Annotated in this window: 12 protein-coding genes; 5 read left to right on the top strand and 7 right to left on the bottom strand. The window is 63.0% G+C overall.

Annotation, left to right across the window (positions count from 1 at the left end; genetic code table 11):
• Positions 1-96: 96 nt before the first annotated feature.
• The 4 genes from C7411_RS32995 to C7411_RS32980 all read left to right on the top strand — a co-directional run bounded on the left by C7411_RS32995 (position 97) and on the right by C7411_RS32980 (position 4,560).
• Positions 97-993 carry a glycosyltransferase family 2 protein gene (locus tag C7411_RS32995; protein ID WP_110388314.1) on the top strand — a complete coding sequence of 299 codons (897 nt, stop codon included), beginning with the start codon at positions 97-99 and terminating at the stop codon, positions 991-993.
• 19 nt (positions 994-1,012) lie between these two features.
• Positions 1,013-2,107 carry an acyltransferase family protein gene (locus C7411_RS32990; RefSeq protein WP_110388313.1) on the top strand — a complete coding sequence of 365 codons (1,095 nt, stop codon included), beginning with the start codon at positions 1,013-1,015 and terminating at the stop codon, positions 2,105-2,107.
• A 236-nt stretch (positions 2,108-2,343) separates the two neighbouring features.
• Entirely contained in the window at positions 2,344-3,450 is a 1,107-nt protein-coding gene (locus C7411_RS32985) for a glycosyltransferase family 4 protein (protein WP_110388312.1), read from the top strand.
• Between the two features lie 33 nt (positions 3,451-3,483).
• Positions 3,484-4,560: a glycosyltransferase gene (locus C7411_RS32980; protein WP_110388311.1), complete on the top strand. Its 1,077-nt coding sequence runs from the start codon at positions 3,484-3,486 to the stop codon at positions 4,558-4,560.
• Positions 4,561-4,678: 118 nt separating this feature from the next.
• Here C7411_RS32980 and C7411_RS32975 read toward each other — a convergent pair whose 3' ends face one another.
• Positions 4,679-6,442, bottom strand: coding sequence for a hypothetical protein (locus C7411_RS32975; protein WP_110388310.1), 1,764 nt, complete (start codon positions 6,440-6,442; stop codon positions 4,679-4,681).
• Positions 6,443-6,992: 550 nt separating this feature from the next.
• Here C7411_RS32975 and C7411_RS32970 point away from each other — a divergent pair.
• Complete coding sequence (locus tag C7411_RS32970) at positions 6,993-8,114, top strand: acyltransferase family protein (RefSeq protein ID WP_165822940.1); 1,122 nt, start codon at positions 6,993-6,995, stop codon at positions 8,112-8,114.
• 108 nt (positions 8,115-8,222) lie between these two features.
• Here the strand turns inward: C7411_RS32970 and C7411_RS32965 are convergent, their stop codons facing one another.
• From C7411_RS32965 to C7411_RS32940, 6 genes are all read right to left on the bottom strand, one after another.
• Entirely contained in the window at positions 8,223-8,684 is a 462-nt protein-coding gene (locus C7411_RS32965; protein ID WP_110388308.1) for a GtrA family protein, read from the bottom strand.
• Positions 8,677-9,675, bottom strand: coding sequence for a glycosyltransferase family 2 protein (locus C7411_RS32960; protein WP_165822945.1), 999 nt, complete (start codon positions 9,673-9,675; stop codon positions 8,677-8,679). Before C7411_RS32960 ends, C7411_RS32965 begins: the two co-directional genes overlap by 8 nt.
• Positions 9,676-9,818: 143 nt before the next feature.
• Positions 9,819-10,805 carry a cupin-like domain-containing protein gene (locus C7411_RS32955; RefSeq protein ID WP_110388306.1) on the bottom strand — a complete coding sequence of 329 codons (987 nt, stop codon included), beginning with the start codon at positions 10,803-10,805 and terminating at the stop codon, positions 9,819-9,821.
• Between the two features lie 40 nt (positions 10,806-10,845).
• Positions 10,846-11,868, bottom strand: coding sequence for an SGNH/GDSL hydrolase family protein (locus C7411_RS32950; RefSeq protein WP_243413431.1), 1,023 nt, complete (start codon positions 11,866-11,868; stop codon positions 10,846-10,848).
• Positions 11,869-12,097: 229 nt separating this feature from the next.
• Positions 12,098-14,410 carry a condensation domain-containing protein gene (locus tag C7411_RS32945; RefSeq protein ID WP_110388305.1) on the bottom strand — a complete coding sequence of 771 codons (2,313 nt, stop codon included), beginning with the start codon at positions 14,408-14,410 and terminating at the stop codon, positions 12,098-12,100.
• Positions 14,411-14,413: 3 nt separating this feature from the next.
• On the bottom strand, positions 14,414-24,367 hold the full coding sequence (locus C7411_RS32940; RefSeq protein WP_110388304.1) for a non-ribosomal peptide synthetase/type I polyketide synthase: 9,954 nt from the start codon (positions 24,365-24,367) through the stop codon (positions 14,414-14,416).
• Positions 24,368-24,685: the final 318 nt, after the last annotated feature.

Below are 24,685 nucleotides of genomic sequence, written 5' to 3'. Positions count from 1 at the left end.
TGATGTGCGGGTACGGCGTGCCGTAGCATCCTCCAATGGTCGATGTGGAGCGTGATCGATTCGAGCGTTAGTTCGCGAGTAACCAGGGTGACGCAAATGAGTCAATCTTCTCTTAACAGAAATCCGAAAATCTGCCTGATCTTCGCCACGCGCGGCCGCGCGGAGATTCTTGAACATGTCGTTGCGTTCGTCGATCGGCAAACGGTAAGGCCCGATCTCATCATCGTGTCCTGCGTGTCGGATGAGGACGTTGGTGACCTGGCGGCTGGTCCTGGATTGATCGTGCTCAAAGGGAAGCCCGGGCTCACGGCACAACGCAATCATGCCTTGAACCACGTGCCCGAGGACGTCGACGTCGTGATTTTCCTGGACGATGACTTCTTGATGCATGGTGCCTGGATTTCGGAAGTGCTCAAGGCGTTCGATAGCGATCCATCCATTGCTTGTGTCACCGGAACAGTCATTGCAGATGGCATCCATGGACCGGGTTATTCCTTTGAAGAGGGGCGGGCCATCGTGGCCCGGGCCGGCTATCTGCCGGCAAGAATGATCGTGGCGCCGACCGGTGGTCCCTATGGCTGCAACATGGCGTTCCGGGCCAGCAGCATCGCCGGTCTTCGCTTTGACGAGCGCCTCGTCCTGTATGGCTGGCAGGAGGATCGCGATTTCGGAGGTCAGATCTGGAATCGAGGTAGCCTGGTTGTTCGAATCAATACAGCGCTTGGTGTACATCTGGGAGTCAAGCGCGGCAGGGTGTCCGGATGCAAACTTGGCTATTCGCAGGTCATCAATCCGCTCTATCTGGTGAAAAAAAGAACGATGCCTTTGCGCCCTGCGCTCGATCATGTCATGCGCAATGTGGTGAGCAATATGGTGCGAAGCGTTGCGCCGGAGCCCTGGATCGATCGGCGCGGGCGCCTGATAGGCAATCTGATCGGCCTGTGGGATTTTATGCGCGGAAGGCTGACGCCAGAGCGACCAGAGACATTCTAGAAGCTGCTGTGCAACCCTGATGAACAAACCCTCCCATCTGGCGGTGCCCGATTGCCTGCGCGGCGTCGCAGCCATATCGGTCCTGCTTTTTCATCTCAATCACTGGCTTGGGATTCCATGGCTGGCCCCCAACGCAGGCATTGCTGTGGACTTTTTCTTTGGACTGTCAGGTTACGTCCTGTGCGTTGCCTATCGCGGCCGGTTCGATAGAGGGATGAGCGGTGCGCTCTTCGCGCGAATCAGACTCATACGGCTGATGCCGATGATTCTCATCGGGACCTTGCTGAGTGCATCGTATCTGGCGGCGAGGGTGATTCTGCTTCACGACGCCGACATTCATCCAGGCTGGCTTGCGGCCGCTACGCTGCTAGGCCTGTCGTGCATCCCGATCTTCGGTGCTCCGCATGCAATTGGAGGACCGCAGGTGTTTCCGCTCAACGGGCCCGAATACACGCTATTTCTCGAACTCGTGGTCAATCTCTTCTGGATGCTCACGCGCCGATTCGACGGAATGAAGTTCGCATTCGTCGTCGCGCTCACCGGCTACGCGCTTACCGCGGCATTCGGTATGGGAGGCGATACGCCGGAGACTTTCCTCTCCGGTTTTCCGCGCGTATTTGGCGCTTACTATCTGGGCGTCCTGCTGTATCACGGTGATGTGAAATTCGGGCTGCGCTCGTTGAGGATCTGGAAATCGCTGTTCCTTCCGGCATCTGTCGCGACCGTTGTCATCATGGCATGGAATGGACAGATCCCCTTCGTCGTACAGTGGCTGTGGGCTGCCTCCGTGATGCCGTTGCTGATCCTCGGTGGTTCTTCGGTTGCGCTCTCCGGGCCTGTACGGGCAGTCGCGCTCGTTTTGGGCGAACTGTCCTATCCGGTGTACGCGTTGCACTACCCGCTGTTCGTCTGGCTCAATGGAATCTATCAAGAGTTGATGCACCGGAAGGATCCGCTTCTCGAGGCCGCCTTGTTCGTTCCGCTGATCCTGCTGGCCAGCTATCTCATCATGCGTTTCGTCGATACGCCCGCGCGCGCTGTTCTGGTCTCCCGGTTTGGCCGATCAACCGTCAAACCGGTACTCGACAGTACGGCGGCCGATACGCCTGTTTGAGCCGAAGTACGGGAATGACCTGTCGCCGGGGCGGACATACGCACGTGTTTGCGTGCGGTAGCCAGCAGTGCCGCGCTCGCTGTGCCGATAGCATACTGCCTGGAGAAAGCTGCGTTGTCGCGCGTCACGTCGGCAGCGGCGTCGTTGCAGTATCGCGGCGGCTGTTCGAGCGATAGTCCGATGGGCCAGCAGGACTTCATGTGAGAAAGACTGACGCTTGCGTGCATGGGAATGGTATGGAAAGGATCGCGTCGAAAACGATAGCGTTCAACGGCAAGTTCTTCGGGGCAGGGCCGACGGGCGTGCACAAGGTGGCCGAGGAGCTCATCGCCGCGACCGATGCCTTGATTGCAGGGCAAGCCGCAAATGGCATGGATTACGCTGTCGTCGCCAGAGATGGCGTGGAGGTGCCACCCTATCGCCATATTCCCTGCGTTCGCGAGCGTCCGTGGGCCCGCAGGATGCACAAGATAGCGTGGGAGCAGTTCTATCTGCCCCTGGCGAGCAGAAAGGGCTTCATTCTCAATCTCTGCAATCTCGGACCACTGCTCCATCGCAACTCGGCGACGCTGATACACGACGCCCAGGTGTATTCCGCGCCCGAATCATATTCCCTGTCTTTTCGGCTCTGGTACAAATTCCTGTTCTTTTTCATCGGGAAGCGGCACAAGATCATCTTCACTGTTTCTGAGTATTCCAAAAGAGAACTCGTGCACTATGGCGTTGCGCGCGCAGACAAGATCGTCGTCGTGCACAACGGCTGCGATCACGTCTTGCAGATCCGGCCAGACGATAGACAAATTGCGGTGTTGGACCTCGATCGGAGGCGCTATGTCGTTGCGCTCGCGAACACCCAGAAGCACAAGAACATTGGCGTGCTGCTCAAGGCCTTCGCGGGCGAACCGTTGAGAGACGTCCCACTCGTGCTGTTTGGCGGCGCGACGCGAGCTGATTTCGAGAGTCTCGGACATGCCGTGCCACCCAACGTGCGATTTACGGGCCGGATTGCCGATGCGGAACTCGTCGGGCTGTTGGCCAATGCCGGCGCGCTGGCGTTTCCTTCCCTAACCGAAGGGTTTGGTTTGCCGCCGCTGGAGGCGATGGCGCTCGGCTGCCCGGTGGTGGCCGCGCCCTTCGGCGCGCTTCCCGAAGTTTGCGGAAACGCTGCGCTTTATACCGACCCGCTTAGCCCGGATGCATGGCGATTGAACATTCTCTCTGTGCTCAACGACGAAGCCGTGCGGCAATCCCTGATATCCGCCGGGCACCGGCAGGCCGGCGGCTTCACATGGAAGCGCGCGGCACGCGACCTGTTCGAGACAGTCAAAGCCGTGAACGGCTGATTTCATTAAAGAAGGCGATATTGGGGGTAAGCAATGTCTATAGATGTCGATTTCTCATTGGCGCTCAATGATCGAACCGGCAAGCTATTTCTGGGCAAAGATATTATCTCGACGCTTGGCGGCAGGGTCGCGAGTATCCACTATGGACGATTCCACGAATTTCCACGCAACGATTTGATGCGTCGTATCGCGGGCAGGCTGACCCACAAGGAAACCATTGCGAGGGTACATAGCTCGCGGCTGGTTTCGCTTTTGCCGGTCATCCGCGATCCGCGTCCCACACTGCATCTCGACCCGCTGAGCGTCGTGCGCCATCGTCTGGAAGCGCGTGACATTGTGCTCTGCCACGATGTCGGTCCGATCACGCATCCCCAATACTTTGCGCCGGGCGTGAAGGACTTGTACCTTCGGGCTTATGACCAGATCCGGAAGGTGAGGCCTCACATGGTATTTGTCAGCAAGACCTCTCAACGTGAATTTCACGAGCTTTATGGTGATGACTTTGCCTCGTCGACCGTTATTTATATTCCAACCCGTTTGGGAGTCAAGGACGGAGAGGGGCGTCCGGTGAAGGGCGTCTCGCCCCGTTTTCTGTTGACGGTGGGGAGTATCGGTGACCGTAAGAACCAGGCCCGCTGTATCGAGGCGTTCTCGGCAAGCGGGCTGGTGGAGAAAGGGTGGCAGTATGTCATTGTCGGAGGGCGCGAGCCTGGTGCCGACGCCGCCATCGAACTCGCCAGGCAATCTCCGGGCGTTGTGATGCCGGGATATACGCAAGACGACGAGCTTCGTTGGCTCTACCGCAATGCATCTGGTTTCGTACTGATGAGTCTGCTGGAGGGATTCGGAATGCCAGTGATCGAGGCGATAGAGCATGATTTGCCATGCCTCGTTTCCCGCGCGAGCATCTTGACGGAAGTGGGAGGGGACGCAATGCTGTGCGCCGACCCGCTTGCACGGGAATCCATCGCATTCGGTATGCGTTCGTTAGCGGAAATGCCGGGCGAGGAGCGTAGCCGGCGAATTTCCCAGGCTCGCGCGCATCTCGAGACGTTCGCGCGCGAACCGATACTCGCTAGCTGGAGGGAACTGGTAGAGAGGGTGGGCTGAGTCGCTGGATTGTATCGGCCTCATGCCGGACGCTCGACCTGCATCACACGACACGGCGCGCCGCTATGCGCCCCCGGCCCGGCGCGCCGACAAAAGGGCCGTTACCTCCCGAACCCTATTAGGTGACATCTCCAAACGTGTAAAGCCAGGCAGTCGTCCCCTTCAGTGGTACCCAGCCAGGACCGGGCGCGATTTTCGGCATCGATAGCGACACAACGGCTCGCGCTCCGCTTTGAGAGAATGCTGTCATCACCTGTTCACGCTGTTGCGGCGTAAGCTGCGTCCAGAAGATTTCACTGTAATCCGGCCAGAGGGGCTCGTCCTTACGATCGAAGCGATTGCGGTCTTCGGGTTCGATACGGTACGGGAGAGCGCCGAACTCGGCGACGATGCGCAAGCGCGACACATAGGCCCAACTGACCCTGACGGCAGGTGCGCTATCCCGGATAACCGCCACCGCGTCGCCCGGTTGTAACCCTGACGCAGTTAGCGCGTTCGCGAGCTGCCATCCCGGGTCGTCGTGATAGTCCGCACGGCGAAACGCCGCATTGAACGAAGGCGCATCGCTCAGCACAAGTTCGCCGAGGGCACCTGCACCATAGATGATGACGAGCGCGGTGGTGAGCTGGCGACGCGAAGGCAGCTTCACGTCCATTAATGGCGCACAGGACACAAGCGCCAAAACCATCATGAATGCGCTGAGATAGCGATCTTCGACATGAACGAGGAAATACGTGCCAAAGCCTGCGATAGTGGGCAGCAGCAATGGCCACATTTGCACCATTGTCTTGATGAGCGCCGTTCGCCATGGCCGCTTCGCGAGGCATAACAGGAAAGCCGCCGCGACCGCCACTACGCCCGGATGCTGCCTGAGGATCTGCTGCAAGCTCCATAGCGAGCGGCCCATTGCGATAAGTTCGAGCCGTAAGCTGAAGAATGATCGAAAGCCTTTGTACCAGTATGCGACGTCGTTATAGGGCGGGTAAGTCGTGTGGAAAGGTGTCCCAAAGCCAAAAGCCGGCAAGCCCGCTACAAGCTGGCTGGTCGGATGGATCGGCCGGCCGAACTGTGCCGGACCGCCTTGCCAATTGGTCAGATGAGGCAACTCGTTTACGTGCCAGGGGACATTCAACGCGCCGGAGGCGCCAAGCGTAAATTCGCCATAGGACCAGGAGATTCCGGCGACATAGGTGGCAAAGAAAATGCCAAAAACGCCTGCTACCACACCGAACGGTCGCCACAAGCGTCCTCGCGCGCAGCAATAGATGAACAGCGTGAGAAGAAACAGGCAAGCAAACGGAGTGAATACCCCTTTTACCCAGACGCCGACACCCAGGACCAGACCGAGCAAGGTCGCCGACAACACGTCTTTCCGCCGGATCAGGGCGAGAAGCAGGCCCGAACCAAGGATGAAGCCAGTGGTCACCAGCATGTCCGGGCACACGGCCGAAACAGTGTCAAGCCCGAGGCAGGCGCCAAGAAAAACGCATACCCCGATCCAGATCGTAAAGGGATGCTGGGTCAGCGCAAGCGAACCAGGCCAGTACAGCGCGAACGCATTTCTGATCAGACCGCGCCAGGACGCGTACGCAACCAGATAGATCAACCAGTTTGCGACAGTGATCGCATGCCATTCTCCCTCCGGGGTAGGGGCGGCCAGCGCCCGCGCAGCGGCAACTACGGCGGGATATCCAGGATTCCAGAAAGGGTTGAAGATTTCTCGCCAATCAATGTGCGTGACGGCCCAGCTGACATTCAGGTATGAAATCCAGTCGCCGTAGTATTGCGTCCGGCCGTAAATTCCTTCGACGATCCCGAGTGCGCCGATGACGATCCAGGAAAGGACGAGATGTGCATTCCCGGGCGGCCATTTAATTGTCATGAAAGCATCTCCGCGCTCACGGCCAGAAGATCAATAGATAAGGGAGTTAACCGCCCTGAGGTCCGATCAGTAGAAGGAGCCATTAACGCCAAATATCAGCCGAGGTATGACTCCTCGTTCGACGTCGCTCCGGCTGTCGCTTGAGGTCCGGACGCCTCGTGTGCGCCCGTGCAACACAAGTCACGCGACGAATGTAGCCGGCAAGCGATATCCCCTCTGTGCGTTGGACAACGCGGTTTTCGATCGGGCAAGGCAGGCTCTCCTGCCTGCGCTTGCATACAACGCATGGCTTGCCGCTCGTCATCCGGTCTCGATCGTTGAATGGCAGCCTGTTGTATCAGGGTCATCGGGATGCGACAGGACGCGCGGCGATGCACTGTGCGTCAGTTCGATTTCGTAGTGGGCGTCGGGAAACCCGTAACCGTTGGTGCGGTTGGGGATTTCCTTCGATCTGAAACTGCGAGTTATGTCTGTCAACACACTAACGTACTGTACTTGCGCAGGTTACCTTTGCAGCGCAAGCCATTGCAGAAAGCAGCCGGGAAGCGCCATGAGACCTTCGAATACGAGCTCGAGATATGCGACGCTTGACGGACTGCGTGGCGCGGCGGCGATAGTCGTTGTCTTCGTGCACTTCCATGCGCTGTACCACCTGCCCGACATTGAACACGGCTATCTCGCCGTGGACCTCTTTTTTGCGATGAGCGGCTTCGTTATCGCAAATGCATATGACAGACGGCTTTCATCGGGAGAATTGAGTTGGCAGCAGTATTTCGTACTGCGACTGTTCCGTCTGTACCCGCTCTACTGCGCAGGCCTCGTGCTCGGCGTCATTGCCTTGCTCTATCGGCTTCCCGCATCTGACTGGCGTGAAATTGCTTCCGCGGTCCCGGCCGGTTTGCTAATGTTGCCATCGCATGCCCCTTTACGGACTTTCTATCCTTTTCCAGAAAGATACGACTTCATCTATCCGCTGGATTTTCCTGCCTGGTCGTTGTTTTTTGAGCTCGTTGCAAGCCTCGCCTATGGCCTGTTCTTTCGCCATCTGACGACAAGGCTGCTCATCTGCGTCATGTGCGTGTCGGGTGTTTCACTCGGGATAGCGGCTTATGTATCGGGCCTCGCCCACGGCGTCGAATGGCCGACGTTCTGTGTGGGATTTGCGCGACTCGGCTATGCGTTTCCCGCCGGTCTGTTGCTATACCGGTTTCATCGACCGGCCCGCAGGCGCGAATCGCTTTCGGCGGTCCTCATTGTCGCAGTAGTGTTCGGGCTGCTCTTCATGCCATGGTCGACGCTTCATCAACCCGCGGTTGATCTGCTGATCGCGCTCGTCGTCCTCCCGGCAATCGTTTGGGCAGCATGCCGGGTAGAGCCCTCTGCGCGCTTGTTGCCGCTCTTCGCGTTTTCGGGGGCGATTTCGTACGCCATCTATGTCCTGCATGTGCCATTCGCGTTCCTTCTCCAGGATCTCGCCTTCCGTGGTCATTTTCTCTCGCATCCGTATGCCTTGAGTGCCGTGCTCCTGTTGCCCGGCATCGTGCTGCTTACATGGTGCGCAGACCGGTATTACGACACGCCCGTGCGCAGGGCATTGCTCGCACGCTCGCGCCGCTGGCTCACGGCGCGGCCGGTGCGCACTGCCGCAGCGGACGCAACCATGCCGGAATAGGGCCGGGGCGCCGCCAGGCCTCGCGGCCTCCGGAAGATAGTGCGGCGCCCACGCAGTCCATCGCCTCGGCGGGATTTGGCCCGTGGTGCAATCGCTTCGCAGCGGCGTTCAGGATGACGGAGCGTCGTCCGGCGACGGGACCTTGTTGAACGTGGGGGGCATGGACCCATGCGTGCGGCGCCTGTGCTCGTTGAACGTCCACTTCGAGTTGAGCAGGTAGGTCAAGCCCAGAACGAGCGCGGTCGTAACCAGTTGGGCGATCAGATAGTTCAGCCCAGGAATTGTCGTGAAGAACTTCATGCACACGCCGTTCATCAGTACGCCAAGCAAAGCGATGATGGCGAACTTTGGTGCGGTCGACAGAGGGTTGCTGTTGCTTCGGAACGTAATTTGGCGGTTGAGGGTGTAGTTGACGATTGCGCCGATCGTCGCGCCGGCCATGGAACTCACGGCCGGAGAGGCGAGACCGGAGTGGACCATCGCAATGAGTATCGCATACTGCGCGCCGGTGCCGATCGCACCGACGCCTGCATAGACCACGAACCTTCGTGCCGCGCGCAGATCAGGCATCGTTCGCGCCTGCGGATTGATAGCGGCGGCGAATCAGGTAAACCGGCCGGTTCTTCGATTCGTAGTAGATGCGGCCGATATATTCGCCAAGTACGCCAATGCCGATCAATTGAACGCCGCCAAGCAGAAGGACGGCCGAGATCAGCGACGCGTAGCCCGGTACGGCGACCCCTTGAATCAGGGTACGCACAATGAGAAACGATGCATACAGAATGGCGATACATGCCACGAAGCTGCCGACGTAGGTCCATACGCGAAGCGGCAACGTGCTGAAACTCGTGAAGCCCTCCAGCGCGAAGTTCCACAGTTTCCAGCCGGAAAACTTCGACCGGCCGGCGAGGCGAGGTTCGCGCACATACTCGACGACTGCGGTCCGATAGCCGACCCAGGCAAACAGCCCCTTCATGAAGCGCCGCGTCTCGGGGAGCTGTTTGAGCGCGTCCACGACCTCCCGTGTGATCAAACGGAAGTCGCCCACGTTCTCGGGGATCTTCGTGTCGCACATCGCGTTGTGTATGCGATAAAAGATCGCCGCGGTCTGGCGCTTCAGGAAGGAGTCCGTGAGCCGGCTCACGCGTTTGGCGACGACGACGTCGTGGCCTTCGCGCCACTTCTCGACCAATTGCGGAATGATTTTCGGCGGGTCCTGCAAATCCGCGTCGAAAGGAATCACAATGGCGCCGCGCGCCTCGTCGAGCCCTGCCGAAAGCGCGGCCTCCTTACCGAAGTTGCGCGTCAGATCGATCACACGGATGCGGCTGTCTTCCTTCGACATGCCGATCAGCATGCGCAGCGTGTCATCGCGGCTGCCGTCGTTCACGCAGACGATCTCGAACCCGGTTCCGTCGATCGATTCGAGGACAGGAATGACCGTGCTAAAGAAGGCGTCGATCATCTCCTCTTCGTTATAGAACGGCACGACTAGCGACAGCAGGCAGGGTTCATCAACGCAGGGAACTTCCGCAAGCGTAGGACTCGTTCGCGCAGCCATTTCGCGCGCGCCTGCCGGCAAGATTGACGCTTCCCTCAACAGAGGCTCCGGAGCCAGAAAGTGAGGGCGGCCGATATAGTCCATGATTACCTCGCGCAGATGCCGCGGTTGTCCGGCTGGCGTAACGATTTCATCGCGGGCGTTCAGCGTTTGACCAGCCGCCGAACCGCATTCAGCGGGGACTTCAATCGGGTCACCGGCGAGTGAACGACTTCCGCAAACGTTTTGGGATGGCGGTGTTCCAGCGTCGAGATGACCTTTCTCTTCAAGCTGTCGCGCAACGGTGAAACACCTGGCGGCAACGGCTTCAGCCCCATCATGCGCAGAACATAGTTGGCCTGATAAACCCGCGCGCGCTGCTCGAGCGACCTCATGCAATAGTTGATGCTGATACTCACCGAAATGTTGTCGTCATTTTTGACCCAATGCGGCGCCAACGAGGGGTGATGCACCACTTCGCCCGGGTTGAGCCGGAAGATCGTCCCGCGACTCTGCAATTGACGGCGATAACGCGCAGCTTCGAAGTTGCCGGCGTAGTAGCGTTCGACTTCCTGGTCCGGCACCAGCTCGCGATCGGTTGCGGGAAACAGACATACGTCCTTCGAGCCCTGCAACTGGAAGAGGAAGTTGGTTTCGTGATCGATATGGAAGGGCGTCGAGATCTTTGGCGAGGAGACCAGCAGCGTCATCGTCACCAGGGTGATGTCGCTGCGCAGCGGGTAATCGGACAACTCCTCGAGCTCGGCCGTAATCGAGTCAAGGACATGGGCGTAGTCCGTGTCGTAAAGGTGTGCCTGAGTTAGCTTGATCCATGAGCCGTTCTCGTGAACGCTCGCAAACGCCTCTTTCAGCCTCGTGCTATGCGGCATGGCGCTGAATCTGGATTCCAGCGAACTATTCTTGAAGTTGATCGCACGGACGTTACCATTCCTTTCAAGCATCCGCTGGGCGACCTCGGCGATCCTGGGGATCTCGAACAAGCCGCTTTCATGCAATAGATGATTGAATTTGAATGGATGCAGATTGAAGTTGATTTTGAATTCCTGATTGAAAGCGTGCAGGATTTTTCCGTCTGAGGTTAGTCGGGGTGATGCTTCGGCCAACATCGCACCATTGCTAGTCGCAGACATGGCACACCTTCGTAGACTTGAGGGTAGTGCTTGCAGGCTACTATCGCGCCTGGGCACCAGATGTGCGCTGACGAACATCCAAACCATTTTGGGCGTTTACCCGGAATTGAGCGGTATCTTTAACCGGTTCGCCGCTGGTTGCCGGTGTGGTGTCGGCCGCTCTGAAGCTTGGCCTGAGGAAGTCGATCACCTCGGCATCTGTGATCGGAGTGATATGCAGCCCGAAAGCGGCGTTCAGCGAAGTGACAAGGTGCTGCGTCCAAAGCGTATTCCAGACTACGCCCGCGTGCGAGTCTGCAAGGACGGCATTGTGCGGATCGTCGCCCGAGGTGTTGGTAATGGCCCAGCCAGGCCCCAGATGGACCGTCTTGTAGTTCGGACGGCCGTATTCGTCACGACGGCCCCACAGGCTTCTGAACCACGCGCCATCTTCGAGAACATGGACGTGCCGGTCCGCCGCGGCGAGCGCGCGCAAGCCATTGTTGAAGCGATCAATGCCTGCGTCGATATTGGCTATCTCTTTCGCAGATTGCCAACTGTCGAACTCGCCCGGCCAATCCGCGTTGCTGCCCCCAGCCGAGAGCGCGATATAGGTATCCGGGTGATGCTTGCGGATCAGCGCGACGGCCTGTTCCACTGCCTTGATGCAGGCGTTGATCGCGGCCACGGGGCGCGGCGCGGCCGGATCGCGGGACAACTCGTCAAGAACCTCGTGGCTGCCGAGATCATTGGCGCTTGTCCTGATGAACACGATGCCACCTCGCCACGCCTGCGGTTCCGTGTCCATTAAATGGACCAGACGAATCGCCTGACGCTGCGAGTGCCCCATGAGTTCGTCGCAGGTCGCACCGGTAATCGCGAAGTTGTAGCGGAAGTCCTCCTTGGGGGGCGTGCGGGCGAGTGCACCTAAAGCTTCGCTGGCAATAGCCCAATACTTCCCCGTTCCCCAAACGCCCCATTTGCCCTGGTCGATCTGGTCTGCCCGCAACTGGGCAAGCACCTCGGTCCACTGCCAGGTGGTCGCGCGCCACTGGCCTCCTCGCGCACGCGGATCGCCCAACATGAGTGTGTCGTGGTAGGACTGGCTGTCGGAGTCCCCGAGCACGGCAAATCGTATCCTTCCGGATGGACGCTCCGACGCAGTTGCGACGGCGACTGGCGCACGGCGAAGCAGGCCAGGAACGGCCAGTCTGACAAAAAGACACGCTACGGTCAGTGCGCCGAAGCATGCGACGAGCAAGAACTTGCGCGAACGGGACATAGACCATTTACCCTATCGGGACGCATCGAGATCATGGCCCTTCATCGGCGGTTTCCTGTTCGTCGTGCGCGGTTTCGGCAAAGCGCTCCAGCAGTTGCTTGCCCATGACCGCCGCGCCGGCCGCGCGGAACATCTGGTTGTGCATGCCGGGAACCTCGGTGACGACCAGCTTGCCGCTGACCACTTCGCCCCAGCCCATGTCGTGCGCAAAGAGCCGCCCCTTGAGCACCTGGCCGCTGCGAAAGATCTGAACATCGCCGTCGTAGGGCTTTGGACGATACCGCACCTGCTGGTCCCGCAGATAGCCGATATTGCGGCCATACCAGAGGTTGTCGTCGATCATGTTGTTCGCACCGTCGTTCTTCAGGATGCCGAACTTCACCGCAAGCTGCGTGAGACGCAGCCAGCGCACGGTCCGAAACTGCTGGAGGAACGCAATCATGGACATCTCGCCGCGCTTCGCGAGGCGGTAGTCGCGCGGGATGTCGTCCATGCGCACCTGGAATTTGCGCAACAGGCGATCGTACCAGGGCATTGTTTCCCGATATCCCGGGCACCATGAGTCGGTGAGGACGACGAGTTCCACCGTTTCGCCCTCGCGGCGCAGCTGGTGGGCCGCCTCCAGCGCCATCGCGCCCAGCACGCAGTAGCCCATGAGGATATACGGGCCGCGCGGCTGGATCAGCCTGATGAGTCGCACGGCGTCCGCGGCGAGATCCTCGAACGCGCGCAACGGGAAGTTGGGCTGAGGCGTGTTTGGCACCATGGGAACATCGACGATGGGCCGCTCGTCGCCGACCTGTCTGGCCAGCTCATAGAGGACCGCGATGTTGTTGAGCACGATGATGGGCGTTTGCGAACCCTCCTCGTTGAAGTGCACGACGTTGTGCGCTTTCGCCTCCAGTTCGGCCCGGCTGAGGAAACCGCTGACGCCCACGCCGCCCGCAACCTGCTCCGTAGCCGCCGTGTCCTTCCCGGCCGCGGGCGTGAGCGCCCGCTGCGGCACGACCTCGGCGGTTTCCAGCACCTCGCGCCATTGGGCCAGATGCCGGTCGATCGTCTCGATGTCGTAGAGGTCCGTGTCGCCCTCGCACGAGATACGCCAGCCTTCCGGGCGCCGCACCATGAAGAAGTTGAGGTCGTAGAGCGCGCCCGCGTTGAAGGAGGGCGAAGTCGTCGCGGCGAACTCCTGGCGGCGGACCTCGTCGCCCATGCCGACGAAGCTTTGCTGCAAAGCGAAGTTGACCGAGCATAGCGGCGGCCGATGCATACCGGACACTTCGCCCGCTATCTCCATCATCTCTTCGAACGGCAGATGAAGATGCTCGATGGCGTCGCTGAGCTTGGCGCCGCATTGCGCGGTCACATCGGCAAGCGTGCTGCCCTGGGTCACGTCGAGGCGCAGGATCACCGTATTGATGAGCGGCCCGATCACGCCCTCGAGTTCCTGCTGATCGCGCACCGACATCTGCGTGCCCATGGCGACTTTGCTCTGGCCGGTCGCCTTTTGCAGCGACATCGCAAGGGCCGCAGCCGCGACGCTGAAGAGCGTCACGCCTTGCGCCTTGGCGGCCGCGATCAGGCGTTCGCTGAGCGCGTCCGGCAACAGAATGGAGCGAATGACGCCCTGGAAGCGCCGTTGCTGCGGTCGCGGACGATCCCCTGCCACGTCGAAACGGCTGAAGCCTTTGAGTTCCTCGCGCCAATGGACGCGCGCGCGATCGATCGCCGCGCTGGCCAGGAACTCGCCCTTCCACAGCGCGTAGTCGCCGTGGTGAAGGTCGACGTCGGGGTAATCGGGATCATGGCCCGCGTGCAGCGCCGCGAGTCCTTCCACGAGTTCGCGCACGAGGATCGCGAAGGACCAGCCGTCCATCACGAGTGAATGAAAGGTCAGCTGCAACTCGCCTTGTGTGCTCGACCTCGGCAACCACACGGCCCGGAAGAACGATGCGCACGACAACTCGAAAGGCGTGCGTGCCTGCTCCTGACCCACACGCTGCGCCTCGGACAGCGCCGCCTGTTCGTCCAGACCGCCGAGATCCACCACATCGAGCCGGAAGGGGACACGGCTCCAGACCTGCTGGCGCAGCCCCGCGCCCGTCATCAGGAAGCCCGTGCGCAATATCTCGTGCCGCGCCACCAGTTCGCCGAGCACCTGTTCGATGCCCGCGGCCGTGAGCGGCCCCGACAATTGCAGCCGGAAGGCGATGTTGAGCGCGGAGGCCTTCGGCGACGCCTTCTGCTCGTGCCAGTAGCGTACCTGGCAGGCGGTCGCCGGGAACAGGGCGTGGCCCGCTTCGACTTCCTGCACAGGTGCGATATTCAAGGCTATCGAGTTCATCGCTCAGGCTCCCTCGGCAATCCTGCGCTTGAAGTTGAGGATCGACGGCCTCGCCACGGCAGGCGCTTCGGCCAGCGCGTCCGTCTGCGTGCCGTCGAGGCTCGCGGCCAGCTGCTCGATCGTGACGTTCTTCATGAGCTGACGCGCATCCACGCCCAGCCCGCGTTCGTTCATGCGCGCGACGATGCGAAAGAGCTGCAGGCTGTCTGCGCCGAGGCTGAAGAACTTCTGGTCGATGCCGATCTGCTGGAGGCCGAGCACGTCGCCCCAGATCGCGGCGATGGTGGACTGCGTCGGCGTCAGGGCCACGGGTTCGGCCTGGGCGACGATGATCTGCGCCGGTTCGTCCGGCTGCGGCTCGACAGCCGCGGATTCGACCGGCAGCGGCGCTTGCGGCACGACCTTCAGCGCAGCATGCGGCTGGCGCACCGGCACGGCGACCATGTCCGCCGTCGGCACCGGCAGGGCCTTGCGGTCGAGCTTGCCGTTCGTGGTCTGGGGCAGCGCGTCGAGCGTCATCCACAGCGTCGGCACCATGTAGGACGGCAGTTGGCCGGCGGCATGCGCTGCGACCGCGCTCTGGTCCGGCTTGTCAGAGCCGGCGCCGACGAGGTAGCCCACGAGGCGCGGGCTGTCGCCCACGGTATGCAGGGCGACGGCGGCTGCGGCAACGCCGGGCGCCCGGCGCAAGGTGGCCTCGATATCCTCGATCTCGATGCGGAAGCCCCGCAGCTTGATCTGCTGGTCGCGACGGCCCAGGTGCTGCAGCGAGCCGTCGGCGAGCCGCTTCGCCAGATCGCCGGTGCGGTAGAGCCGGCGCGGCGCGGCGCCTTCGATGGCGACCGACCTGAACGCGGCATCCGTCAGGTCGGGGCGGTTGAAGTAGCCCTTCGCCAGGCCTTCGCCGCCAATCCACAGTTCGCCGCTCACGCCTTCGGGCGCCAGATGCAGGTCGTCGGTCAGCACGTGCAGGTCGGTATTGGCGAGCGGCGCGCCGATCACCACAGGGGCGTTCGCCACGACGCGCGAGGCGGAAGACCAGATCGTCGTCTCGGTCGGGCCGTAGAGGTTCCACACCTCCGCGCCGGTCGCGAGCAGCGCGTCCGCGAGGTCGCGCGGCAACGGCTCGCCGCCGCAGAGGATCTTGAAGCCCTTCGGCGCCTTGAAGCCGGCCTCGAGCAGCATGCGCCACAGCGAAGGCGTCGCCTGGAGCACGGTGGCGGCCTCTTCCTTCAGGCGCGTCACCAGTTCGAAGCCGGTGCGCACTTCCGCGTGCCCTGCAATGAAGGTCCGGCCGCCTGCGATGAGCGGCAGGAACAGCTCGAGACCCGAGATATCGAAGGAGAAGGTCGTCACCGCGACAATGCTGTCCCTGACCGTGAAGCCCGGCGCGTGCGCCATCGAGAGCAGGAAGTTGCTCAGCGCGCGATGGCCGATCTCCACGCCCTTGGGCTGACCCGTCGAGCCCGACGTGAAGATCACGTAGGCCGAATCCGCATCCGTGACGGCGGGCAGTGCCACCGTCTCGTCGTCGTCCTGCGCGAGGAGCGCCTCCACGTCGAGCACGCGATGCGCGCCCGGTTCCAGCACTGTGAGGCTGGCCTCATCGCTGAGAACGGCGGCGATGCCGGCGCCATCGAGAATCTGGCGCAGGCGTGCAGGCGGCATCGTCATGTCGAGCGGCACGTAGGCGCAGCCGGCACGCCATACGCCGATCATGGCGGCCACGGTCATCGCCGTGCGTTCCATCGCGATGGCGACGCGTGAGCCCGATGCGATCCCCGCCGCCACGAGCCGGCGGGCGATCTGGTTGGCGCGAGCGTCGAGTTCGCCGTAGGTGAGGCTCGTCGAGTCGTCCGACACGGCAGTCGTATCCGGGGCCTGCCAGGCCTGCGCGGCGATCAGCGCCGGGGTCGTCTGCGAGAGATCGTAGTCGCGCCGGGACGCGTTCAGCTCGTCACGCAGATGGTGGATTTCGGCGTCGCTTAGCAGCGGCAGGGCCGCGACCGGCGTTTCGGCGTCGCGTGCGATCGCCGTCAGCAAGGTTTCGTAGTAACCGAGCCAGCGCTGGATCGTCGTTTCGTCGTAGACGTCGGTATTGAAGTCGCAATCGAGCCGCAGACCCTGCGCCGATTCGATCACGTTCAGGAACAGATCGAAGTTGCTGTAGGCCTTGGCGTTCGGCGTGAAGTGCGTGGTGACGCCCGCCATGTCGAGTTCGCCGTCGACCTTTTCCAGGTTGAACTGCAGATCGGTCAGCGGCAGACGGTTGAGATCGCGCTTGATGCCGAGATCGCGCACGAGCGCGCCGTAGGTGTAGTTCTGGCGGTCGCCTGCGTCGTAGAGGTGATCGCGCACGGCCTTCATGTGCGTGGCGAAAGGCTTCTCGCGGTCGAACTTCACGCGCAGCGGCAGGAAGTTGACGCAGTGCCCGACCAGCAGCGCTTCGCCCGCTTGCGACTGGCCAGCCATCGGTGCGGCGATCACGACGTCGTCATTGCCGGACAGGCGGCCGAACAGCACCTGGGCCGCGCCGAACAGCGTGGCGAACAGCGAGCAGCCCTGCTTCGAGGAGGCGGTCTTGACCTGCTTGAGCAGGTCGGCACCCAGATGGCGGGTCGTCGAGGCACCGCTGAAGCTCTTGCGTTCCGGGCGCGGGCGGTCGCCGGGCAAGTCGGGTTGCGGCGCCGGGTCGCGGTGGACGTTCATCCAGAACTCGCGCGTTTCCTTCTCGACGCCGATCTCGTCCTGCGCCCTGGCGAAGGCGAGGAAGCTCTGCACCTCGTCGAGTTCGGGCTGCGTGCCCCAGACTTGCGCGGCGTAAAGGGCGGCCAGATCGCGCAGGATGATGTTGATCGACCATCCGTCGCAGACGATGTGATGCGCCGTGAACACGAACGCCCACTTCTGCGCTTCGAGGCGCACCAGTGCGGCGCGCGCGAGCGGCGCCTGCGTGAGATCGAAGACCTCGCGGGCTTCCGCGTCGACGATGGCCTTGAGCTCGCCCGCCGGATCGGCGTGGCCGGAAAGGTCGATCGGCACCAGCGGCACGGTCGTCGTCGGTTCCGCGAACATCATGTCGCCCACGCGCGAGAAGTGCACGCGCAGCGCATCGTGGCGGGCGACAGTCGCGGCAAAGGCGCGTTCGAAGGCGGCCTCGTTCAGCTTGCCGTTGAGTTCGAGCGTGAACGACTCATTGAACGCGAGCGAGGCTTCGTGGCCCTGCTGAGCCGACATCCAGATTTCCTTCTGCGGCTCGGTGAGCGCCGACTGCGTGAGCGGCGGTTCGGCCTGCGCAAGTGCCGCGGCGTCGTGCGTCCCGCCGAGAATGCCGACGCGCTGGAGCGCGTCGATACTCGCGATGAAGGCGTCGCCGATCTTGCGGATGTCCTCGTCCGAGTGGCTCGTCGTCAGGAAGCAGGGGAAGCCTTCCATGATATGCACGCCGAGGTAGCGCATGTATGGATAGAAGAGGCTGCCGAGGCGATCCTCGCCCGCGAGATTCACATAGAACCAGCTCGAGAAGGACTCCGCCCGCGTGGCGATGCCGACCTTCTCCAGATGCGCGTTGACGCGCTGCACGAGGCCTGCCATGCGCTCGCCGAGCCCTTCCTGCAGCGCCGGGCCCGCTTCCTTGAGATGCAGGAGGACGGCTTTCATTGCGGCCAGCACGACGGGGTGGCGCACGAACGTGCCTGCGAAGAACGTGGGCGGCACTTCGGGCACCGAAGCATCGCCGAACTGCCATTGACCGCCGTCGAGCGCGTCCATGTACTGCGTGGTGCCGGCGAGCACGCCGATCGGCAGGCCGCCGCCGACCACCTTGCCGTAGGTCGCCATGTCGCCCTGGATGCCCCACAGGCCCTGCATGCCGGCCGGATGGACGCGAAAGCCCGTCACGACCTCGTCGAAGATGAGCGCCGAGTCATTGGCCGCCGTCACGTCGCGCAACTGCTGCACGAACTCCTTCGGACGCAGATTCGGATGGCGCGACTGCACGGGCTCGATGAGCACCGCTGCGATATCGTCGATGTTGGCCTTGATCCACTCGAGGCTTTCGGGGCGGCCATACGGCAGCACGACCATGTTGCCCACGGAGGTCTGCGGGATACCGGGGGCGAGCGGGAACGCGCGCGGCACGCCCGCTTCGCTGCCGGGCTTCACGAGCACTTCGTCGAACTGGCCGTGATAGTCGCCGTCGAAGCAGACGACCTTGTCCTTGCCGGTCACCGTGCGCGCGAGGCGCATCGCCGCCATCACGGCTTCCGAACCGGTATTGCAGAACGTGACGCGCTGGTGGCCCGTCATCTCGGAGAACATCTGCGCGACTTCGCCCGCGAGCGGCGACTGCGGACCGATAGCGAAGCCTTCCTCCAGTTGTGCGTTGACCGCGGCAACCACGAAATCGGGCGTGTGGCCGAACGCGGTCTGGCCATAGCCGTTGACCACGTCGATGTATTCATTGCCGTCCACGTCCCAGATCTTCGAGCCCTTCGAGCGCTGGGCGACGATCGGATAAACGAGCTCCTTCCATTCCTCGCGGAAGCCGCTGGCGGTGCGCGGATCGGCGAGCACGGCCCGGCACGACTGCGTACGCGCCTTGGAGGTGGCGGTTTTGGCCGAGTAGCGCGTGGCCAGATCGGTGATGAAGGCCTTCTGGGCGTCGGTCATCTGGGCCGAGTGCGTGGCGCCGGGCTTGTACGCGGTGAAGCGCGACGGGCGGTTCTCCTCGAACTTGATCTCGGGGCCGGCGGAGCGCGCGGACGCAGCGGCCGATGCGGGCGCTGCGGGTGCTGCCGCTGCAACAGCCTGGGCGGCTGCCACGGCTGCCGGTGCCGCGATTGGTGCCGCTGCAGGTTGCTGCACGGCCAGCGGCGTACCTTGGAGCACCTCGAGCTGACGCGCCATCACCGACTGCATCGCGGCGAGCTGGTCGCGGATCACCGACTGGAGGTCACCCGTGGCAGGCGCCACGGCCATTTGCAGGGCCACAGGCGCGCCCGCCGGTGACGCCGCAATGGCGCCAGGCGCGGCCGCTGGCTGAACAGCGACAGGCGCAACAGCAGATGCAGCAACAGGCGCGGCTTCGGCAGGCACTTCCGGATCAGGCGGCATGGCGCCATCGAGGAACTGCGCGAGGGCGGGCAGCGTCGGATAGTCGCTCATGATCTGCCGGAAGCTGATCGTGACGTCGTAGCGGCGGCGCAGCTGGCGGGACACCTGCCCCATGAACAGCGAGTCGTAACCGAGATCCCAGAAGGTCACGTCCGGATCGGACGTATCGGGTGCCTCGCCGGACATTTCGGCGAGCAGTGACGCCAGTTCGGCGACGAGACGCGGTTTGCGGTCGATTTGGACGGTTTGGGCCATGGCGGTCTGAGGAATATCGATTAGGGCTTCGGACGGGGCTTGTGCGGCAATTGCTGGGGCAACGGTCGTCGGCTGGCGTGAAGAGGCGGTTGCCGGGGCGTCAATCCAGTGCCGTTCCGGCTCGAAGGGATAGGTCGGTAGCGAAACGCGGCGGCCGGTTCCCGCCCCCAGCGTTTTCCAGTCCGGCTTGACGCCGTTCAGCCACAGGCGCCCGGTCGCCTCGGCGAGCACGGCAAGCTCGCGCTCGCGCGTTGCGAAATCGGGCAGCGAGACAATCGCGCCTTGATACCGGTCCTTGGGCAGGCCCTGCAGGACGAAGGTCGAGAGCGTGCGGCCGGGGCCGATTTCGAGCAGCAGCGGCTTGCCCTCTGCCGTGACCGTCGCCAGCGCGTCGCCAAAGCGCACGACATTGCGGCAATGGCTGGCCCAGTACTGTCCCGGGACCGGCTGATCCATCGCCGCCCACTGCCCGGTCACGCAGGACACGTACGGGATTTTCGGTCTCGCGAAAGAAAGGCTGTTGGCCACCTTCGCGAGATCGTCGACGACGCCGGACATCATGCGCGAGTGGAACGCGTGCGAAGTGTGCAGACGTCGATGCTCGATATCGCGCGCCTTGAGCGTGGCCTCGAAGGCTTCGATGGCCGCGAACGGGCCGGCCACGACGCTGAGCGCCGGCGCATTGACCGCGGCGAGATCGACGTCCGCGGGCAGCATGGGGCTCAGTTCGGCCTCCGGCAGGCGCACGACCAGCATCGCGCCCGGTTCGGCCGACTGCATGAGCGCGCCGCGTTGCGCGATGAGGCACAGCGCATCCTCGAAAGCGATCGCCTCCCCCACGCAAGCGGCGACCAGCTCGCCGACGCTATGACCGATCATGGCTGCCGGCTTGATGCCGCGCGAGATCCACAACTGCGCCAGCGCATATTCGACGAGGAAGAGTGCAGGCTGCGCGTAGATCGTCGAGCGGATCGGGTGCGGGGTGTCTTCGCCTTCCGGGGCTTCGCCAAGCAGCAGCGTGCGGATGTCAAGGCCCAGATGGGGCTCAAGCGCCTCTGCGCCCTTGTCGATCCATTGGCGATAGACCGGCTCGGTGCGATAGAGCTCGGCGCCCATGCCCGGATACTGCGCGCCCTGGCCCGGAAACATGAAGACGACTGCCGGCGTGGCCTGCGGCGCCTGTGCTTCGATCGCGCCTTTCTGGAGCCTGGCCTGGGCCTGCTCCACGCTCCCGGCGACCACCACGGCACGGTGCGCGAAATCGCGGCGCCCCGTTTGCAGCGTCGCGGCCACGTCGGCCAGTGCGATCTCCGGATGGCTCGCGAGATGGGTCGAGAGATTCGCCTTCGCGCGTTCGAGTGCGGCGGCGCTGCGGGCCGATACGGGCAGGATCTGGAGTCCTTCGCTTTGCTCGCCCGAGGCGTGACGGCAAGGCGCCTCCTCCAGCACCATATGGACGTTCGTCCCGCCGACGCCGAGCGAACTCACGCCGGCGCGGCGCGGCGTGGCGCCATCAGTCCAGGGACGCACGGCCGTATTGAAGAAAAACGGACTGCTGGTCGGGTCGATGCCAGGATTGGGCGAACGGAAATGCGTGAGCGGCGGCAAGGTGCGGTTGCGCAGGGCGAGCGACGCGGCGATGAAACCCGTCACGCCCGCGGCCGCGTCGAGGTGCCCGACATTGGCCTTCGCCGAGCCGAGCGCGCAGAACTGCCCACCCTCGGCGCCGCCCAGGCGAAACGCCTGCACGAGGCCCGCGAATTCAATCGGATCGCCGAGCGGCGTTGCCGTGCCGTGGGCCTCGATATAGCCAATCGACGACGGATCGATGTCGGCCTCGGCGTGCGCGATGGCAATCGCGCGAGCCTGCGCGTCGACGCTCGGGGCGGTGAAGCCGACCTTGTCGGAGCCGTCGTTGTTGATGCCCACGCCGCGGATCACGGCATAGATCGGATCTTCGTCGGCGATGGCGTCTTCGAGACGTTTGAGCAGGACCACGCCCGCGCCGCTGCCGAACACCGTGCCTTTCGCATCGGCATCGAACGGACGGCACACGCCGTCGGGCGCGCCCATGCCGCCTTCTTCATAGAAGTAGCCGCGCTTTTGCGGGAAGGTGATCGAGACGCCGCCGGCCAGCGCCATGTCGCAGCGTCCCGCGCGAAGATTTTCGACGGCGAGGCTGATCGCGGTGAGCGAGGTGGAGCAGGCCGTCTGTACCGAGATGGCCGGCCCCGTAAGCCCGAGCTTGTAGGCGGTGCGGGTGGCGACGAAGTCACCGGCGCCCATGAGCTTTTGATACTCGCCGATCTGGAACTGGCTCGTGAATTCGTCGATGACCGCGCGATCGGACAGGACGTGCTTGAGGAAGTAGGTGTTCATCGACGTGCCGGCGAACACCCCGACGGCGCCGGCGATCGTTGCCGGGTCGTATCCGGCATCTTCGAACGCTTCCCATGCGATTTCGAGGAAAAGGCGCTGTTGTGGGTCGGTCAGCGCCGACTCGCGCGCGAGCATGCCGAAAAAGCCGGCATCGAAGCGGTCCACGTCCGCGAGTATCGGCCGCGCCTTGACGTAGCTTTTATCGCGGCGCAAGCCGTCATCGAAGCTGTCTTCGAGTTCCGCCACGTCGAAATGCGTGACGCAGTCGCGCCCGGCGAGGATGTTGGCCCACAGTTCGGAGACACTGCGCGCGCCCGGAAACCGCCCGGACATGCCGACGACTGCGATGGCTCCGCCTTGCGCGCCCCGGCGCTGGCGGATGGCGTCCATGCTTGCTGCCGGGAGGGTCGTGCGCAGCTGCGCGGCCAGTGCCTCGACATTGGGGTGGCGGAACAAGTCCACCAGCGCGACCTTGGCCGCGACGTCGCGCGCGATGACGGCGTGCGCGCGCATCAGATCGAGCGAGCGCAATCCGAGGTCGAAGAAGTTCGCGTGGCGATCGACGGGTTTGCCGAGAAGCCCTTCGAACACGGATGCGAGCTTGTCGGCGACATCGTCGTCCACGGGCGGGGCCGCCACCGATGATTCGGATTGCGTATCGATCTGCGAAAGCAGTGCCTTGCGGTTGATCTTGCCATTGGGCGTCAGCGGAAAGTCCGGCAGCACACGCAGCTCCGACGGCATCATGTAGTCGGGCAGCGCGGATTTGAGATAAGCGCGGATTTCCTTCAGGAGGACGGCGGCGTCTGCGGCATCGGCTTTTACGAAGCCCGCGATGGCCTTGCCCATGCGGCCATCGAACGCCGCCACGGCTGCGTCAGCCACGCCGGGCGCCACGCGCAACGCATGTTCGATTTCGTCGAGTTCGATGCGCTTGCCTGCAATCTTGATCTGCCGGTCGTTGCGGCCCAGAAATTCGATTGCCCCGTCCGGGCGGCGGCGCACGAGGTCGCCGGTGCGGTAGAGCCTGGCGCCGGGAGCGAAAACGTCGTCGACGAACTTCTCGGCCGTCAGTTCGGGCCGGTTCAGATAGCCGAGCGCGACGCCGTCGCCGCCCGTGACCAGTTCGCCGACTTCGCCATCGGCAACCGGTGCGAGCTTGTCGTCCACGATGTAGGCGCTTGTGCCCGCAATGGCGTAGCCGATGGGAATGGCGTCGCCATTCGCGAGCGCCTCGCCGTCGCGCGGAATGCGGTAGCAGCACGTAAAGGTCGTGTTCTCGGTCGGACCGTAGCCATTGATGATCTGCAGGCCCGAATGAGCCTCCATGACCTTGCGTACGTGGACGGGGGACAGCACGTCCCCGCCCGTCAACGCCTCCTTGAGCGGCAGAAAGGCTTCCAGCCGATAGTCGGCGAGCGCATTGAAGAGGCCAGCCGTGAACCAGGCGCTGGTAACGCCGAGTCGCGCTATCTCGGACGCGATCGTGTCGAGAGAGGGCTGGACCTCGTTGACGATGGCGGCACAGCCGCCGTTCAGGAGCGGTCCCCAGATCTCCAGCGTGCTCGCATCGAAGGCGAGCGGCGCGAGGTTGAGGAAACGCGTGTGGGGCGAAAGCTCGGTGAAGGTCTGGCCCTGCACGAGGCGCAGAATCGCGCGCTGCGGCACGATCACGCCCTTGGGCTTGCCGGTCGAGCCGGAGGTGTACATCACGTAAGCCGCGTCGTCGCGGCTGCTGGCATGAAGCGGTGCGGGGTCGGCTGCTTCGGCCGCCGCCACGACATGCTCGAGATCGACCGAGACGCCGTTCAGCTCGCCGACGCTGGCGAGCGCGGCCGCTTCGGCGATGATGAGCCTGGGCGCGCAGTCGGCAACGATGAAATCGAGCTGCGCCTTCGGATAGGCGCGGTCCAGCGGTACGTAGACGGCGCCCAGCCGCAGGATCGCCAGCATCAAGGCGAGCGTGTCGCGGCTACGCGAAACCATGATCGCGCAGCGCTCGCCCGGCTCCAGTCCCATTTCGTGCAGGACGGTTGCGAGCCGCGCCGAACGTTCGCCGAGGGCGGCGTAATTTTCCTCGCCCGTGGCGTCAATCACAGCAAGATGATTGCCGAACCCGGCGCATATGGCATCGAAGCGCGCTGCCACGCCAGGCACAGGATCGGTCCCGCCCGGCAAAACGCCTGAAAGTCCATCTCTGTGTGACATTTGCTACTCCCCCACAATTTTGACGAAGGTCCGGTGCTGGGCAAGGACCGGCGATGGGCTCGCGGCACTTACGCCGAACGGCAGCCTGTCACGGGAAGCACAGGAGCCAGGCGGCCTTGCGCACCTGGCTCGTGTCCCAAGTTTGAAATTTGCTGTAGGAGGAAGTTAATCTTCCGCGGGATGCCTATCCGTTCGCCGTCGCACACACGATGTGCTGCAGCAACACGTCGCACCGGGGCTGTGTGGGCGGATTCGTGTGCAGGCTGTGGCCCGCTTTCCGCCATGCGGGTGGGTTTGGCGGCAATCGCGGCGTGGGTC

The organism is Paraburkholderia silvatlantica, assembly GCF_003096715.1.
GTDB classification, from domain to species: domain Bacteria; phylum Pseudomonadota; class Gammaproteobacteria; order Burkholderiales; family Burkholderiaceae; genus Paraburkholderia; species Paraburkholderia silvatlantica.
Note: the sequence above shows the minus strand (reverse complement) of the source record. Positions and strands in the feature narration are given on the sequence as shown.